Source organism: Verrucomicrobiia bacterium (assembly GCA_035577545.1).
GTDB lineage: Bacteria > Verrucomicrobiota > Verrucomicrobiia > Palsa-1439 > Palsa-1439 > Palsa-1439.
Genome location: DATLVI010000004.1, coordinates 245629 through 259718, shown reverse-complemented (window position 1 = coordinate 259718; position 14090 = coordinate 245629). Strand labels below are relative to the sequence as shown.

12 protein-coding genes are annotated in these 14090 nt (G+C 57.0%); 4 read left to right on the top strand and 8 right to left on the bottom strand.

Annotated elements, in window-relative coordinates; translation table 11 throughout:
* Positions 1 to 17: 17 nt before the first annotated feature.
* Positions 18 to 3875, bottom strand: coding sequence for a TIM-barrel domain-containing protein (locus VNL17_01245; GenBank protein ID HXI82695.1), 3858 nt, complete (start codon positions 3873 to 3875; stop codon positions 18 to 20).
* Between the two features lie 151 nt (positions 3876 to 4026).
* Here VNL17_01245 and VNL17_01240 point away from each other — a divergent pair, with 151 nt between their 5' ends.
* Positions 4027 to 4845, top strand: coding sequence for a helix-turn-helix transcriptional regulator (locus VNL17_01240; protein HXI82694.1), 819 nt, complete (start codon positions 4027 to 4029; stop codon positions 4843 to 4845).
* Here VNL17_01240 and VNL17_01235 read toward each other — a convergent pair.
* Genes VNL17_01235 through VNL17_01225 form a run of 3 tightly spaced genes read right to left on the bottom strand, consistent with a single transcriptional unit; the run spans position 4815 to position 8751 of the window.
* Positions 4815 to 7370, bottom strand: coding sequence for a TIM-barrel domain-containing protein (locus VNL17_01235; GenBank protein HXI82693.1), 2556 nt, complete (start codon positions 7368 to 7370; stop codon positions 4815 to 4817). The genes VNL17_01240 and VNL17_01235 overlap by 31 nt on opposite strands.
* On the bottom strand, positions 7367 to 8080 hold the full coding sequence (locus VNL17_01230) for a glycogen-binding domain-containing protein (GenBank protein HXI82692.1): 714 nt from the start codon (positions 8078 to 8080) through the stop codon (positions 7367 to 7369). Before VNL17_01230 ends, VNL17_01235 begins: the two co-directional genes overlap by 4 nt.
* Positions 8077 to 8751 (bottom strand): DapH/DapD/GlmU-related protein, encoded by a 675-nt coding sequence (locus tag VNL17_01225; GenBank protein HXI82691.1) that lies wholly within the window; start codon positions 8749 to 8751, stop codon positions 8077 to 8079. The genes VNL17_01230 and VNL17_01225 overlap by 4 nt, the downstream gene beginning before the upstream one ends.
* Before the next feature lie 107 nt (positions 8752 to 8858).
* Here VNL17_01225 and VNL17_01220 point away from each other — a divergent pair, with 107 nt between their 5' ends.
* Positions 8859 to 9323 (top strand): hypothetical protein, encoded by a 465-nt coding sequence (locus VNL17_01220; protein ID HXI82690.1) that lies wholly within the window; start codon positions 8859 to 8861, stop codon positions 9321 to 9323.
* Here VNL17_01220 and VNL17_01215 read toward each other — a convergent pair.
* Together VNL17_01215 and VNL17_01210 are read right to left on the bottom strand one after the other, a co-directional pair.
* Positions 9270 to 11390 carry a thioredoxin domain-containing protein gene (locus tag VNL17_01215; GenBank protein HXI82689.1) on the bottom strand — a complete coding sequence of 707 codons (2121 nt, stop codon included), beginning with the start codon at positions 11388 to 11390 and terminating at the stop codon, positions 9270 to 9272. The two genes, VNL17_01220 and VNL17_01215, sit on opposite strands and share 54 nt — an antisense overlap.
* Positions 11391 to 11542: 152 nt before the next feature.
* Positions 11543 to 11875, bottom strand: a complete 333-nt coding sequence (locus tag VNL17_01210; GenBank protein HXI82688.1) for a hypothetical protein — start codon at positions 11873 to 11875, stop codon at positions 11543 to 11545.
* On the opposite strand from VNL17_01210, the gene VNL17_01205 reads away from it, so the two are divergent.
* Both VNL17_01205 and VNL17_01200 read left to right on the top strand, forming a co-directional pair.
* Positions 11868 to 12491: a sigma-70 family RNA polymerase sigma factor gene (locus VNL17_01205; GenBank protein ID HXI82687.1), complete on the top strand. Its 624-nt coding sequence runs from the start codon at positions 11868 to 11870 to the stop codon at positions 12489 to 12491. The two genes, VNL17_01210 and VNL17_01205, sit on opposite strands and share 8 nt — an antisense overlap.
* Positions 12488 to 12775 (top strand): anti-sigma factor, encoded by a 288-nt coding sequence (locus VNL17_01200; protein HXI82686.1) that lies wholly within the window; start codon positions 12488 to 12490, stop codon positions 12773 to 12775. Before VNL17_01205 ends, VNL17_01200 begins: the two co-directional genes overlap by 4 nt.
* Positions 12776 to 12793: 18 nt before the next feature.
* Here the strand turns inward: VNL17_01200 and VNL17_01195 are convergent, their stop codons facing one another.
* Positions 12794 to 13045 carry a hypothetical protein gene (locus VNL17_01195; GenBank protein HXI82685.1) on the bottom strand — a complete coding sequence of 84 codons (252 nt, stop codon included), beginning with the start codon at positions 13043 to 13045 and terminating at the stop codon, positions 12794 to 12796.
* Between the two features lie 494 nt (positions 13046 to 13539).
* Positions 13540 to 13983: a hypothetical protein gene (locus VNL17_01190; GenBank protein HXI82684.1), complete on the bottom strand. Its 444-nt coding sequence runs from the start codon at positions 13981 to 13983 to the stop codon at positions 13540 to 13542.
* Positions 13984 to 14090: the final 107 nt, after the last annotated feature.

The window sequence follows — 14090 nt, the reverse complement described above, 5'->3', positions numbered from 1 at the left end:
TTACGCTGTAACCAATTCTACGGCAACAATCTAACCCGATAGAATCGTGTCGATTGGTTGATCGCACCCGGGTCGATGATCTGGATGATCCCCCCATTGCCAGCGATGTTGTTACTCAACACAAGCCACACGCCAGTAACCAGATCGGAAGTGTACTCTACACGGTAATTCATCCCCAAAACTGTCCCAAAAGCCATGTCCGCGTCATTCCCGTTCGGGGAAAATGAGTTTACCCGAAGAAAATTGCTGGCGTCCTGTGGCGAAGTCCCGGCCAGATATTCTTGTATGTTGTTCAAGCCGTCCCCGTCCGGGTCGCAAGTCCCGCACGACTCGCTATTAGTCGACGTCGGCGATCCGAACTGTGTGGCGCGCCATGAATCCGAGATGCCATCCCCCACGGAATCCGGCCCAAATGCAATCTGTGCGGAACTGCCCACATGGTTGAATTTAACATTCACAAACCCCGCGCTGTCGTAAAACCAGCCGAGGCTCACCCCGGCAAAGTCGGCGCTGTTCGTCAGTTGCGGAAGGCGTACGCCATCGCGTTCGACACCGAACGGCTGCGCTGCGTAGAATCGCATCAGGATCGGGCGTGGGACAGAGAATAGCGTAGCCGTGATGATTGTACCATTGGACTGGCACGAGAGACTGGTGCCGTCATAGACAGTAAAGCTGGAATTCGTCGTTGGGTAGACCAGAAACTGCAAGGAACTATCCGCCGTAATGATATTGGGATTGCTGACGTACGCGGGATCAGCCAGCGTCTGCACGTTCGTGGAAATCATCGGGATGACTGCGCCTTCGCGCACGAACAGCGGCATCTGGTGTTGGTCGGCATTCACCCAGGTAATGGTCTGGCTGCCACCATAGCGGACGTTGCTAAAGTAATCGTACCAGTTGCCTTGCGGCAGATAAACCGTGCGCGATGTGGCCGTGTTGGTGATGACCGGTGCCACGAGCAGTTCATTACCAAACAGGAACGAATGGCTGGTGTTGTACACACTGCCGTAGGTATTCGCGTCGGCCTGGTTCATCAGGACGAGCGTGCGCATGATCGGCAGCCCATTCGTGCTCGCCTGTAGCGCGTACGAGTAGAGGTACGGGAACAGCGCCGTATGCAACTTCGCATAGTACAGATAATTGGTGAGCGCGTCGGCGCCATATCCCCAGGGGAATTGCAGTAAGGTGCTCGTGTCCACTTGACGATGCATTTGCATCAACGGTGAAAAGGCCCCGAATTGCACCCACCGCATGAACAGGTTTGTTCGTGAGGAACTGGGGTTCGAGTTTTGGTAGCCCCCGACATCCGAGGCCCACATGGAAAACCCACTCATTGCCGAGGACAGGCCTGCTAAGACAACGCTGGGCAGCCCATTGGCATCGCCGAAATTCGGCTCGTTGTCGCCCGCCCAATATCCGGGAAACGCCTGCGAACCGACGAACCCGCTGCGCGCGAAGAGCAGCCCATTAGTACCGAGCACATTCCACACAGATTTATGGTATTCGACGCAGTAACCGTTGCGCATCTCGACGCCCGTGCGGCCGTCGAAGTAAACTGCATTCGTGGGAATATACGTGTTCGAGCCGTTACCGGTTTCGCCGTCGTCGGTCTTGAACCCGCCGATAACGTTGTAGCCGCCACTCTGGCTCGCCGCCAATAGGGTATTGAGCTGGTTCTGGAACCATTGCTTCGCGTTCGGGTTGGTGAAGTCTACCGGGCTGCCCGTGCCCTTCCACCAGTTCACGACCAAGGGTGGCCCATTGGCCGACGCTCGCGCGAAATAATTGCTCGCCGCGCCGGCCGCATAATTGGCCGATTGGCCCAGATTCTGTCCCGACACTTCGCCGCAACAGGATGAGTCCGTGTTGATGAACGGTGTGAACCAACAAACGGTATAGAATCCATTCGTACGGAAGAATGTCATCATGTCGGTGACCGAGGTAAATCCCGCGTAGTTCGTGCCTTCATACGTTCCGCCGCCACCGAACTGCGTCATATTCCAGGTCAAATCGTTGTAACCGACCTCCCATGGTGAATCGAAGACGAACACCGAGCCTGGAATCCCGAGCGCGCGGTACTTGCTGATCGTGTAACGCACCTCGCCACCGTTGTGCCAGATGTCGCTGGACATCCACGGGGCAAATGCCCACTTCGGTGGCAACGCCGGCCGTCCCGTGTAACCTGTGTATCGCGTCAGCACATCGGGCAGTGACGGACCGTACACGATGTTGAATTTTACGGCATTGGTGACATACCCGCCGAAGCTGCTGTTCCCCACCAAATTATTAATGACATAGCGGTCGGGCGCCGAGTTACGCATGTCGAAGTAGCTTTCGTCCGTCGAATCCAGATGAAAACCGTAACCCTTGGTACTCATGAACCACGAAGCGACCTTGTATGAATTGTCGCCCTTCGTGCCCGCGATGTCCGCTGTCAGCATGTGGACCCGGTTGCCCGCTTGGTCGAGCGCATCGAATTTCTCCCCAAATCCATAGAAGTGTTCGCTGGAGTCCGAGGGTACCGTGATGGTTGTGGACGTAACAACCTGCGCGCCCCAGTCGACCACCTCATAGTGCATGATGTCCGGGCTTGGAAACGTGACTTGTACAACGATGCTCGTGGCGCCAAACACTTGCGTAAATTGCACCCCGTTGCTCAGCGCGGTCGATGACAGCACCGTGCCCCCACTGGTCGAGTTGCCGTTGACCGTGGCGGATATCGGCTCCACGGTGATGGTGTTGGTCAGCGCATTGCCCGCAAGATCGGGGCCCGTGAGCGTGACGTGACCTGTGTTCTGGTAAACACGGGTCTCAAAGAGCGTTGGACCCACAGAATTGGTGTAGGAGACATATGGCCCCGATGGCTGCAGGCCTGCCGCGATTATGTAGCTAAACGGACTGGCTTGGGCGACGCTCTCGATCTCGGTGCTTTGGGAAGCGTTATCATTTCCGTACAGAAAGGCCGGCAGATGGTCGCTGTACGGAATCTTAAAATAATACTGAACCGTGTCGCCAGGGTTGAAGAGATTCGCGGGAATGGAGTTCGAGTAGTATTTGTTGTTGCCACTCGCGCCACCTTGATACCAGAAAAACATCGGGATCGAGTTCCACGTCGAGTTCGTCGCATTGCGATAAAAGATCGTGCTGCCCGTCTGCAGTTGGTTTCCCGGGTTGCCCGGGCCTTGAAACTGGTTGCCCGTATAGAGGAACACCTTCGTGTTGGACGAGATCCCGCTCAGGGGGCTACGCATTGTCAGTCCGCTATTACCGGCCTCAATGTCGCTGGGAATGTGGAAGGCGGTGCCAAGCGTGGTCTGGAAATTGTTGTTCGTCGTAAGGATGATGCGATCAACACGCAAGCCATCCTCGCGCATCCATAAGCTGAACGTCTGCAGGCCCGTTGTGTTGACGGTCAAGGTGGCGACGCCGTTCAGTGTGTTCGTCCTCGTCCATTGCCAGACGCCATACTGGCTCAAGGTGATGTTCGCCGCGGTGTTGGTCGTGCCGCCGATCCCCGCGTGGACAGAGTCATCGGTATTCGTGACCGCGTAACCGCGAATCCAGACGTAGTGTGTCAGCGCGTTGGCAAAATTGACGGCGTAGTCCAATTCGGGGCTTGTTGTCGCCCAGGTGGTGTTCAGGTTCGTACCGATGTTCGGTAGTGCCTCCATGTACCCTGTGCCACTGAAGCCGGTGACCGTGCTGTTGGTGACCCACTGGAAGTTTGTGCCGTCGGTGATGCGCGCAATGTTGTTGGAATAACTCTCCGCCTCGATGACGATCACACCGCCGGCTTCCGTGAATACGGTTTGGGCGGTCGCGGTAGAGAGAAAAATGGAAATCAGCGCGAAAGCGCCGCCGAGATATCGAATCATTGATTGGCTGCCCTTCATGAATGCTGATTATTAATACGTAGCATTCTACCCGCCAGACAAGGTGTAAACTAGCCTGAATCCCGCCTATTGTCGAACCGTCATCGCGGTCAGGTGCTTTACAAATTCGGCCATTTGCGGCAGAATCAGACCCATGTTGCGTCATATGGTTGCCGGCATCCGGCGCTTCGGGGTGTACCCCATGTACATCCATCAGCGGGACAATTGGGAGTTCTTTGCCGTACTCCGGGGGAAGTGTGGCGCATTGCTCAGCGAAACCGGCCCGGCCGTCCTCCAACAGCATCGTCTCTGGATCTTCCCACCGGAAACCGCGCATGGTTGGAAAGGTGACGGGCCGAACCGCTGCAAGATTGTCGTCTTCCACTTCGGCAAAGTCCCGCCGTTGCTTGAGAAAGTCGCCCGCGAACGCGGTTTCTTGGATTGCGCGCTGTCACCCGCTCAAGTCCGTCGGGTCGCCGAGATCGAAATGGAATTGCGTCCGCCCTATGGCAGCGTGACCGAGAAGAGTCTGATGTTCTTTGAGAAGGCGCTGATCGAACTTTCCCTGATCGCGCTGGCCGACGTCCCATCTGCCGCAGATGCCGGCGACGTTGATCACCCATTCCAGAAGGTCCAGGCCTGTCTCTCGTGGTACGGCGAACACATGATCGAGCAACCAAAGCTTGAACAAACTGCTCAGGCCGTCAACGTCTCCGTCCGGCACTTGCGCCGCCTTTTCTGGCAAGCGCGGCGAGAAAGCCCCCAGGCCGCGTTTACACGTCTGCGTCTCGAACGCGCGATGGGATTGCTGTCGCTCTCGAACCTTAAACTTGATGCCATCGCCGAGCAGTGTGGATTTTCCAGCAGCAGCGATTTCTGTCGCGTCTTCAAGACGCACCATCACGTCAGTCCCGACGCCTGGCGCAAGAAACACCTGCCGCCTTACGAAGAACCCGCCGCCACGCGGAAGTAAAGCCCGTTCGGACCAATCCCACGACTGATTTTCACCAGTACCGAGTTTTCTCCCTCGCGCAGCTCCACGTCCACCGTATCTTCGTCAGGCTCCGCGCGGCGATGCACCTGCTTGTCGAACACCTGTTTTCCATTCAACCAAATCGTCAGCGCATCGCCGCTGCCCACATACAATCGTGCTTTGCCAGCCCGGCTCGCTTGGAACGTCGTCGCGCCGAATGATGTCGCGCCATTGTTCTCTTTGCCCAGCGCCCTCTCGAAATCCACGTACCCATCGTCCCGCACACAATCATCGCCAACGGCTCGCCATCTCACATGACGACCGCCCGCGCCTATGTATTCCTTGGTGCGATCTGCCGGCAATTCACCGGCAAACTTCACTCCCACACTGCCGTCAAACGGCCCAAGCACGTGCCAACCCACTGGGGACTTGATGAATTGCAGCGCAAGTCCCATTGTTTCTCCAGCAAATGGACCGTCGGGAATCCAACTAACAGAAATGGGGTAACTTCCCGCTGCCAAATCGACCGGCACATTCACGTAAAACGCCAGCCTGGCTTCACCACGCGCAGGCGCCATGAACTTCTGTGTCGGGGCTGGTAGCGCCGTGAATCCGTTCGGTAGCTCCACACTTACTTCGCCGCTGGTTTCCGTTGCCTCCCGATTGTGCACGGTGATAAATACTTTCTCATATTTTTGTCCGCGAATCAGCCGTCTTGTCGGCACAATACCGCGCTCGTTTGTCGCGCCCATAAGCTCAAGAAACGCATTGCCTCGTTGGTCGGTCGGCAGTGGTGGGAAAATCTTCTCGAAGTCAGCCGCGCGTTCCGCGCGAATGAAGATGGGAATCTCCGCGAGTCTCGGTCGTACTGTAAAGGTCTTGGGTCCCGTGAATTTCTCCTTCGTCCATGTATTCACCCATTCCCCTTTGGGGAGGTACACGGTCCGCTCACCAGATTCCGTCAACATGGGAGCAACGAGCAGGTCGCCGCCCAGAAAGAATTCGTCATCAATGTTGTACGTCGCGGGATCATTCGGGAACTCATACAAGAGCGGTCTCCATATCGGAACACCCTCTTCTCGCGCAAGTTTCGCGGCGGCAAGGAGGTAATCGCGCAACGCCCAGCGCAGGTCGAAATAATATTTCGCGATGGCTACCGTCTCGTCGTCGTAATACCACGGCTCGCGCGGCGTCGCGCCGTGTAGTTGCATGATCGGGCTGAATGCGCCGAGTTCCAGCCATCGTATGTAGAGGTCCTTCGTCGGCGTGCCCGCGTAGCCGCCAATGTCGTGCCCCCAATACGGATAACCGGACAATGCGGCGCTGAGTCCTGCCCGCACCACGCGCGGGAAATCATCCCACGACGAAGATTGGTCTCCTCCCCAGAAGGTTGAGTCACCAGCGCAGGGCGGCGTGCCGGATCGCGCAAACGTCACTCCCACCTTGCCGAGATCCTGGAACGCATCCAGCACGGCCCGCTGATAATAAAACGGATGCAGATTATGGAACCACGGGTCAGGCATCCGTTCGCCACCGTCAGTTTTGAAACCGTCCACACCCATTGCAATCAGCGGCTCGTGCAACTTCTGCCACCACAACCGCGCCGCTTCTTTGCGGAAATCGATCTTCACCGCATTCTCCAGCCAGTCCACCCGCAGTTCGCTGCCGTCAGGTTTCAAGACGAGATAGCCGTTCGTACTGGCTTCCGAGTAGGTGCTTGCGCTATCCCAGATGCTCGGTGTCTCCCAGCAGACGACGTGATAGCCACGCCCGAGCAGTTTCTCGATCCATGCCTTTGGGTTCGGATATCGCCCCTGTTCGAACCGAAAATTCTGCAAACCTTCCGCCCACGCTTCCAGCACCACCGCGCCCGCCCTGAGCCCGTGCGCTTTCATCTTGTCGATCACACGATCGATTTCGTACTCCGAGACGTAGGAGTTGCGCGAAATCCACGGCTCAAACACCCAATCCGGCACCGGCCGCGGCCGGCCCACAAGTTTCGTGTACGCCGCCAGAATCTCGCGCGGTGTGCCTTTGAACTCGAATACATCCAATCCCGATTCGGGAACCTCAATGCGCAGTTCATTCGTGACGGTCGCGCCACAATCAAATCGCACTTTGCCTGAGCAATTCACGAATAGCCCATAGCCCTTGCTGCTGATCAGAAACGGCGCGCAGATGTATGACCGATTTCCCCCACCCCACGCGTCAGCGATCCAGGTTTCCGTCATGCGCCCACGCATGTTCAGCGCATCGAAGCGTTCTCCGAAACCCCAAAGCGCCTCATCATCTGCTAATTTCCGAGGCAGCACAGTGGCATTGAATTCGACAACTGCTGTAACAACATTATTGGTGCTTGCGAGAGGATAACTATGAGAGGGGTTCGCGTAGATAAAGCGCACAACGTGCGGCGTAACTGGCGGCTCGGTCGCCGCTTCGACCTGCCGTCCGACAGTCCGCGTACAACCGACGAAAGTCAGTGCCAGGACTGTTACCCGGAGGAAAGTGAAACGCGGCTCCATCATCTCACCTCCACCACGGAATGGCCATCCTTGTCAGTCTCGTCGCCGTTTGGATCAGCAATCCAATGGTCGCCGTCGATGACAAACTGGTAGAGATGTCTACCCGGCTTCAACTCGACTTCCGAACGCCACACACCGTCGCCATCCGGGCCGTGCATGACGAACCGCGGATCAAAAACGAGACCGTCGCGATTGTGGCCCCAGTCATTAAAATCACCCGCGAGATAAACCAGATGGGCCTTGGGCGCATAGCACGCCAGCAGTACGCCGTGAGAAGTGTATTGCGGTTTCCACTTCGGGTTGCGCCCACTGGCAATGAGGACCTCGCCAGCGGCGTTAATGTGGAGGATGGCGTTCTGGTCACCGTCGCGTTCGTCAATCGAGTCGGGTGCAAACCACCCGCTCCCCTCGCCGTTTGCGTTGAATTTGAAATGATAGACGCCCGCATTGAGCTTCACGGTTTTGCGCCAGACGCCGTTGGTGCCGGGCCCGGTCATCGCAAATGCAACGTTGGTGATGCGGCCGTCTACATTGCTTGCCCAGCCGTTAAAGTCGCCCGCCAGATACACGATGTGCGCCTCGGGCGCGTAGCAGCGAAAAAGAATGCCGCCCTCAGTCTTTTGAGGGAGAAGCGCAGGCGATTGCGTGGGGAAGTGTGTCTGCGCGACGGCGGTTGACGCGACCGTCAACAACATCAACAGCACACGGTTCATTTCCGCCGCACGATGATCTCGAGCTGCTGCCGCAACTTGACAATGCTGTCGGCCGGACAAACGCCACGCCAAAGAATGTTCGGATAGAGCACCGTGTTGCGCCCGATGATCGAGCCGGGATTCAACACGCAGTTGCAACCGATGTCGCAGCCGTCACCGATGATCGCCCCGAACTTGCGCAAGCCCGTGTCGATGTCGTTGCCATACTTCACCATGACATTGCCTTTCATCGACTTGGCGTTCGACAGAATCACACCGGCACCAAGGTGGGCCTTGAAACCCAGGATGGAATCACCAACGTAGCTGAAATGGGGAACCTGCACGCCGTTGAAGAGCATGCAGTTTTTGAATTCGGACGCGTTCCCGAGCACGCAATCATTGCCCACGATGACGTCGCCGCGGATGTACGCGCTGGAGCGAATCTGACAGTTCTCGCCGATGATCGCGGGCCCCTTGATTACCGCGCCGTGCTCAACGACCGTTCCCTTGCCGATGAACACATCGTCGGCGACGTACGGTGTGCCGATGGTTGTGCACAATTGTGCGGGCTTGAGGTGTTGCTTGATAAAATCTGGGAGTCTCTTCAGCGCGTCCCACACGTGTTCGTCGCCGTCAAACAATTCCGGAAAAGAACACTGCTTCAGATCGAAGAAGTCTGCCGCGCGAAACATGCGCGCATCCTAGCGACGCGCCCGCCGCCCGGCAAGCAGTTCCGCACTCAACGCATTGGTCAGCTTAGGCTGGCGCACAACCCAAAATCCGTGTAAAGGTCGTGGCCATGAATGCGCCCACGATGAACACCCCACTCTCGGCGTTGGAGTATTACAACCTTGTCCGCGAGCGCATCGAGCACGAGGACAACTTGATCGTGCAGCGACTCTCGTGGCTGGTCGCGTCGCAATCATTTCTCTTCACCGCCTACGCCATCGTGTCGAACGGCCTGATGTCACAGCCGGCGCAGCCGGCCTGCCTGCACTTTGGGGAACAACTGCAGAGGTTGTTCCAGTTGATCCCAATCGTGGCAACGTTGACGTGCGTTCTCATCTATATCAGCATCCTGGCAGCAGTGGTGACCATGCGCCGATTGCGTAACAGCTATCGTTCGCGCTTTGGTCCGGAAGAAGACGGCTTGCCACCAATCATGACCGCCGCGCCGGTCCGCTCATTTGGACTCGTCGCGCCCCTGTTACTACCGCTGATGTTTGCCTGCGTCTGGTTCGTTCTGTGGATGCATGGTCTGTAGCAGCGCCAGCATCTTGCTCAAATCGCTTGTGGGCAACTGGCAGGCGTAATTGACACACACATACGCGGTGGCTTTGCCGTCCATCGGTTTGATCGTTTCTAGAAACGGCAGAAATCTCACCAGTGCCTTCTGCGATTCACCACTGTCGGCAAGAACCACGATGGCGTTCGGCAGATAGCGGTCGTGGAGCGCGCGCAGCATCGCCCGCGTGTCGGCAGCGTCAGCCTTGCCCGCGATAACAATCTGCTTCGGCTTACTGAGATAAAAATCCAGCGCGCAAAGCATCTGCGGCACAACTTGTGGTGCTTTCGTCAGATGACCGCCAAAAAGCTGCAGCGTCTTTTCCGCGGCGTTGCGATAGTCGGCCCGGTCGGTAAACTGCGCGAGCCGTAGCAGGAGCAGTGTCGCCATCGAATTGCCGCTGGGCTCGGCACCGTCGTAGTCCTCCTTGGAGCGAACGATGACACTTGGGTCACGTCCATCTGTCTGGAAAAACCCACCCTCCTTCGCATCGTAAAACCGCGCCAGCATGGCGTCCGCAAGTTCCGTGGCCTTCCGCAACCACAGCGGATCGAAGTCCGCTTCATAAAGATCCACCAGACCGTTGGCGAAGAACGCATAATCTTCGACCATCGCCGACACCGTCGCCGTGCGTGTCAGCTTGCTGTCCTTGAGTCGACTGGCAAGAATGTACTGCGCCGCTTTCTCTGCGGCGACGCGGTATTTGGGTTCATCGAGCGCTTGCGCGGCCCGCGCGAACGCGGAGATCATCAACCCGTTCCACGCTGTCAGGATCTTCTCGTCACGATGCGGCCGCACCCGTTTTTCACGGGCCGCAAATAGTTTCGCCCGCCCTTCGTCCAGGATCGCTGTGATTTCCTTCCCTGACTTGTGAAATAACTTGGCGGTTTCCTCCGGCGTGAGCGCAACGTGCAGCACATTGTTGCTGTGTTCCCAATTCCCCTCACGCTCAACGCCGTAGTAGCGGCAGAAAATGTCCGCCTTGTCCTTGTCGCCGATGATCTTGTCGATCTCGTCGCGCGTCCAGACGTAGAATTTGCCTTCCACTCCCTCGCTGTCAGCGTCCTCCGCCGAATAAAACCCGCCTTCGGGGCTCGTCATGTCACGCAACACGTAATCACACGTGCGTCGAGCAATGTCTGCATAAAACGGATCGCGCGTGATCCGATACGCGTCGATGTAGCTGGAAATGAGTTGCGCCTGGTCGTAGAGCATCTTTTCAAAATGTGACACCAGCCATTTTTGATCGACGCTGTAGCGATGGAAGCCGCCGCCAAGTTGATCGAACAACCCGCCCTCGCCCATCGCCCGCAAGGTGTGCAACGCCATCTCGCCCGCCGCAGCTTCATTCGTCCGCGCCTGGTAGCGGAAAAGAAAATTCAAGGCAACCGGGCGCGGGAACTTCGGCGCCATGCTGAACCCGCCATGCACCGCGTCGTACGAGGTGCGGAACTGATCGAACCCCAGGCTGAGCGGTACTTCATCAAGCGGACGGTTCGAGGAGTTGCCCTCGCCGACGCTCGCATACCGGTTGATGGTTTCCATGATTTGGCTCGCCTGGGCCAGCACCCCGGTGTGGTTCCCTTCCCACACGTCGTGCACGCGCTGAAGCAAATCCTTGAAGCCGGGACGACCGTAGCGCGAGTCCGGCGGAAAATAGGTCCCACAGAAAAACGGTTTCAGCTCCGGCGTCAGCCACACACTCATCGGCCAGCCACCGCTGCCTGTCGTGGCCTGCACCGCCGTCATGTAAACCTTGTCAATATCCGGCCGTTCTTCGCGGTCTACCTTGATGCAGATAAAGTATTGGTTCATCACCGCGGCGATGCCCTCATTCTCAAACGACTCGCGCTCCATGACATGGCACCAGTGGCACGTCGAGTAGCCGATGGACAAAAAGATCGGCCTGTTCTCCTTGCGCGCCCTCGCGAATGCCTCTTCCCCCCACGGATACCAATCCACGGGATTGTAGGCGTGCTGCAACAGATACGGGCTCTTCTCGTGGATCAAACGATTCGGTTTGCGTGATGTGGTGTCGCCAGCCATGACAACGCAAGATACCACAGCCGCCACTCCGGCGACGACTAATCCACAATGCAAAGACCTCGTCATTCCCTCGACTATACATCCATTCGCAACTCTTGCTCCATGCGAATCGCCCTTGGATACCGCCGCATCTAAATCTCTGGGTGAATTTTCTAAAGAAGTTGTTTGGATCTGGATGCGGCGATGTCGAACGGTTGCTGTTCGAATATGTCCAGGGGACTATCGACCCGGAAGCAAAACGCCGGCTCGACAAACATTTTCGCGATTGCCCACCTTGCATAGAGTTTCTGCATACCTATCGGCAAACCATCGACGTCACGCGCCGGTTCTGCTGCAACCAGGTGGAGATTCCGCCGACCGTGCGCACGAAACTGGAAGAATTTATCCGCCACGAGTTTTAGGAATGGCGGACGCTTATCAGGCTTGAAACTGCGCGTGTTATAGTGCATCAAAAGCTGTTGCAGTATTGTCGTGCCCATGCTCATGTCAAAAACGGACGCCCAAATCGATGATGTTCAGTTGGTCGCTCGCCTCAAGCAGCGTGACCGGTCTGCTTTGGAGGAGCTCGTCCAGGTCCACGGCGCGAAGATGTACGGCGTCGCCCTGCAGTTCATGCGCAATGAGTCCGACGCGCGTGAAGTCATGCAGGATGCCCTCGTTTCCATCTGGAACAAGATCGCCTCGTTCGAGGGCAAATCCGCCTTCACCTCCTGGATCTATCGGGTCACCGCCAACGCGGGGCTGATGGCCTTGCGCAAGAAGAAGCGGCATGAAAACGACATCTCCCTCGACGCCGTCGGGTCCGACGATGACGACGCTCCTTTGCCCGCGTTGCAGTTGAGCGATAAGAAACCGCTCCCCGACAAAGTGGTCATGACCGGCGAACTCGGTGAGCAAGTACGTACCGCGATCGACCAACTGCCGGAGCCCTACCGCGTGGCCGTGCTCCTGCGCGACGTGGAGGAATTACCGATGGCGGAGGTCATGCAGGAAACCGGCTTGAGCGAAGCGGCACTAAAAAGCCGCCTGCATCGGGCACGCTTGGCGCTCCGTGAAGCATTGCTGCCGTACCTGAAAGGTCAGGACATAAAGAAGTCATGAGCATGAAACATTTCCTGGATCACTTGAAGTGCCTCCTTCGCCCGAGCGCCTGCTCGAAGACAAAGAAGCTGCTCTTCGAATTCGTCGAGGGCGAACTCACTCCCGAGACTCATCGCAAATTGGAGAAGCACATCGGAAATTGCCCTCCCTGTCTCGACTACGTGAATAGCTACCGAAGCACCATCGTGATCACGCATCACCACGGCCTGCCCGAGGAGCCCATGCCGCCCGCACTCAAGGAGAAGCTCTGCGAGTTCATCAAACAGAACCCCGACTTGAAGTGACCCAAAACACACGACGCACTAACGCACCTTCGACGCCGTCATCTCTGTCCCGACCGACCGCAGCGCATTGTTCACCTGCCGCAACAACCCCTCAGCCGGCTGCTTGAACGTAATCTCAATTTCCTGCCACGCGGGATTTGTACGGACACGCAATACGCTCGGCAGTTGAAGGATCTCCTCGGCGGCGCGTCCCAGGAACTCCGGCTCATTGTCCTCTCGCAACGTAAATCTCATCATCCCGACCTCGCACACTTGGTTCACGTAGTTCATGTCCCCTTCCCCGCCTCCTTGCTCATAACCTGCCAAATCAAGGTGACGGCACCGTGACGACCACCTGCCAAGTGTGGAACACTAACGAAGCGGAGCCGAACGCCCGGATCGAACCGGCCGAAATTTGACCCCCATCGAGCTAACCCATTGCAAATCCATATGTTAACTGGGGGGTTCGTTTCGTAATTTGTGTGTTTTTCAAGTTGCGCCGTAGCCTTGGCGAAGGCGGACCCCCGCAGTGGCACGGGCGTCCTCGCGAAGTAGGCTGTCAAAGAACCGGGCCAACTATACCCATTCCACCACCCTGCGTCCAGACAAATTATCGTTTAACGATATATAACTTGATCGGCAGCGATATTGCGCTTTGCGATTCGGTCTACGTGCTCGCCATTTTTCTCCTGCAACTTCGCGTGGAAGTCTCCCAGCGGGAATTCGTCAGGGTGGATCAAGTAATCATAGGATTGCGGGCATGGTCACTGCGCCCCGACACCGACTCAACGATTCAATGTGGGGCTGTCGCCATCAAACAGGCCTTCCCGCTCGACGGCCCTCGGGGCGGCTTTCCTTGCGGAGTTGTTGACGATCTGTCCACCCACCAGGAGCATGAGAACGCAGTACATCAGAAAACCGGCTACGATGGTATCGTAGAAGAATGGCATTTTGGCATTCTCTTGGGTCGTCGAAGAGTCGTTGGAGAGGTTGACACCGCTCGACGAACCATCTGCTTTGACTTCTCGCGTCCCATGATAGGCATCGCGAACTACCCACGCTCCCCGGTCAACCCCATAGCCGTAACTCAAGAATCCAACCAGCAATACCAGGCAACCCCAAACCAAATGCTTGAAAATGGCGTAATACCTCCAAAAGTAGCTGCAGGCCAACCAGCCCAGCAGGGCCATCACCGAAATCAGTACCGTCCAAATGATCAGCCAGTCCATAGGGAGTAGAATCCAAAGGACAATACCTCTCGCCCGACACTGGTAGAAAGGCTCACATCCACCCGTTACAAAACCAAGTTCAAATGGTTACGTTTTGGTGACGGAAT

Coding starts and splice junctions, on each gene's coding strand:
- VNL17_01215 (HXI82689.1), bottom strand. CDS start 11,390: ATGGCTGGCGACACCACATCACGCAAACCGAATCGTTTGATCCACGAG.
- VNL17_01190 (HXI82684.1), bottom strand. CDS start 13,983: ATGGACTGGCTGATCATTTGGACGGTACTGATTTCGGTGATGGCCCTG.
- VNL17_01225 (HXI82691.1), bottom strand. CDS start 8,751: ATGTTTCGCGCGGCAGACTTCTTCGATCTGAAGCAGTGTTCTTTTCCG.
- VNL17_01200 (HXI82686.1), top strand. CDS start 12,488: ATGAGCATGAAACATTTCCTGGATCACTTGAAGTGCCTCCTTCGCCCG.
- VNL17_01240 (HXI82694.1), top strand. CDS start 4,027: ATGTTGCGTCATATGGTTGCCGGCATCCGGCGCTTCGGGGTGTACCCC.
- VNL17_01245 (HXI82695.1), bottom strand. CDS start 3,875: ATGATTCGATATCTCGGCGGCGCTTTCGCGCTGATTTCCATTTTTCTC.
- VNL17_01195 (HXI82685.1), bottom strand. CDS start 13,045: ATGAACTACGTGAACCAAGTGTGCGAGGTCGGGATGATGAGATTTACG.
- VNL17_01220 (HXI82690.1), top strand. CDS start 8,859: ATGAATGCGCCCACGATGAACACCCCACTCTCGGCGTTGGAGTATTAC.
- VNL17_01205 (HXI82687.1), top strand. CDS start 11,868: ATGCTCATGTCAAAAACGGACGCCCAAATCGATGATGTTCAGTTGGTC.
- VNL17_01210 (HXI82688.1), bottom strand. CDS start 11,875: ATGAGCATGGGCACGACAATACTGCAACAGCTTTTGATGCACTATAAC.
- VNL17_01235 (HXI82693.1), bottom strand. CDS start 7,370: ATGATGGAGCCGCGTTTCACTTTCCTCCGGGTAACAGTCCTGGCACTG.
- VNL17_01230 (HXI82692.1), bottom strand. CDS start 8,080: ATGAACCGTGTGCTGTTGATGTTGTTGACGGTCGCGTCAACCGCCGTC.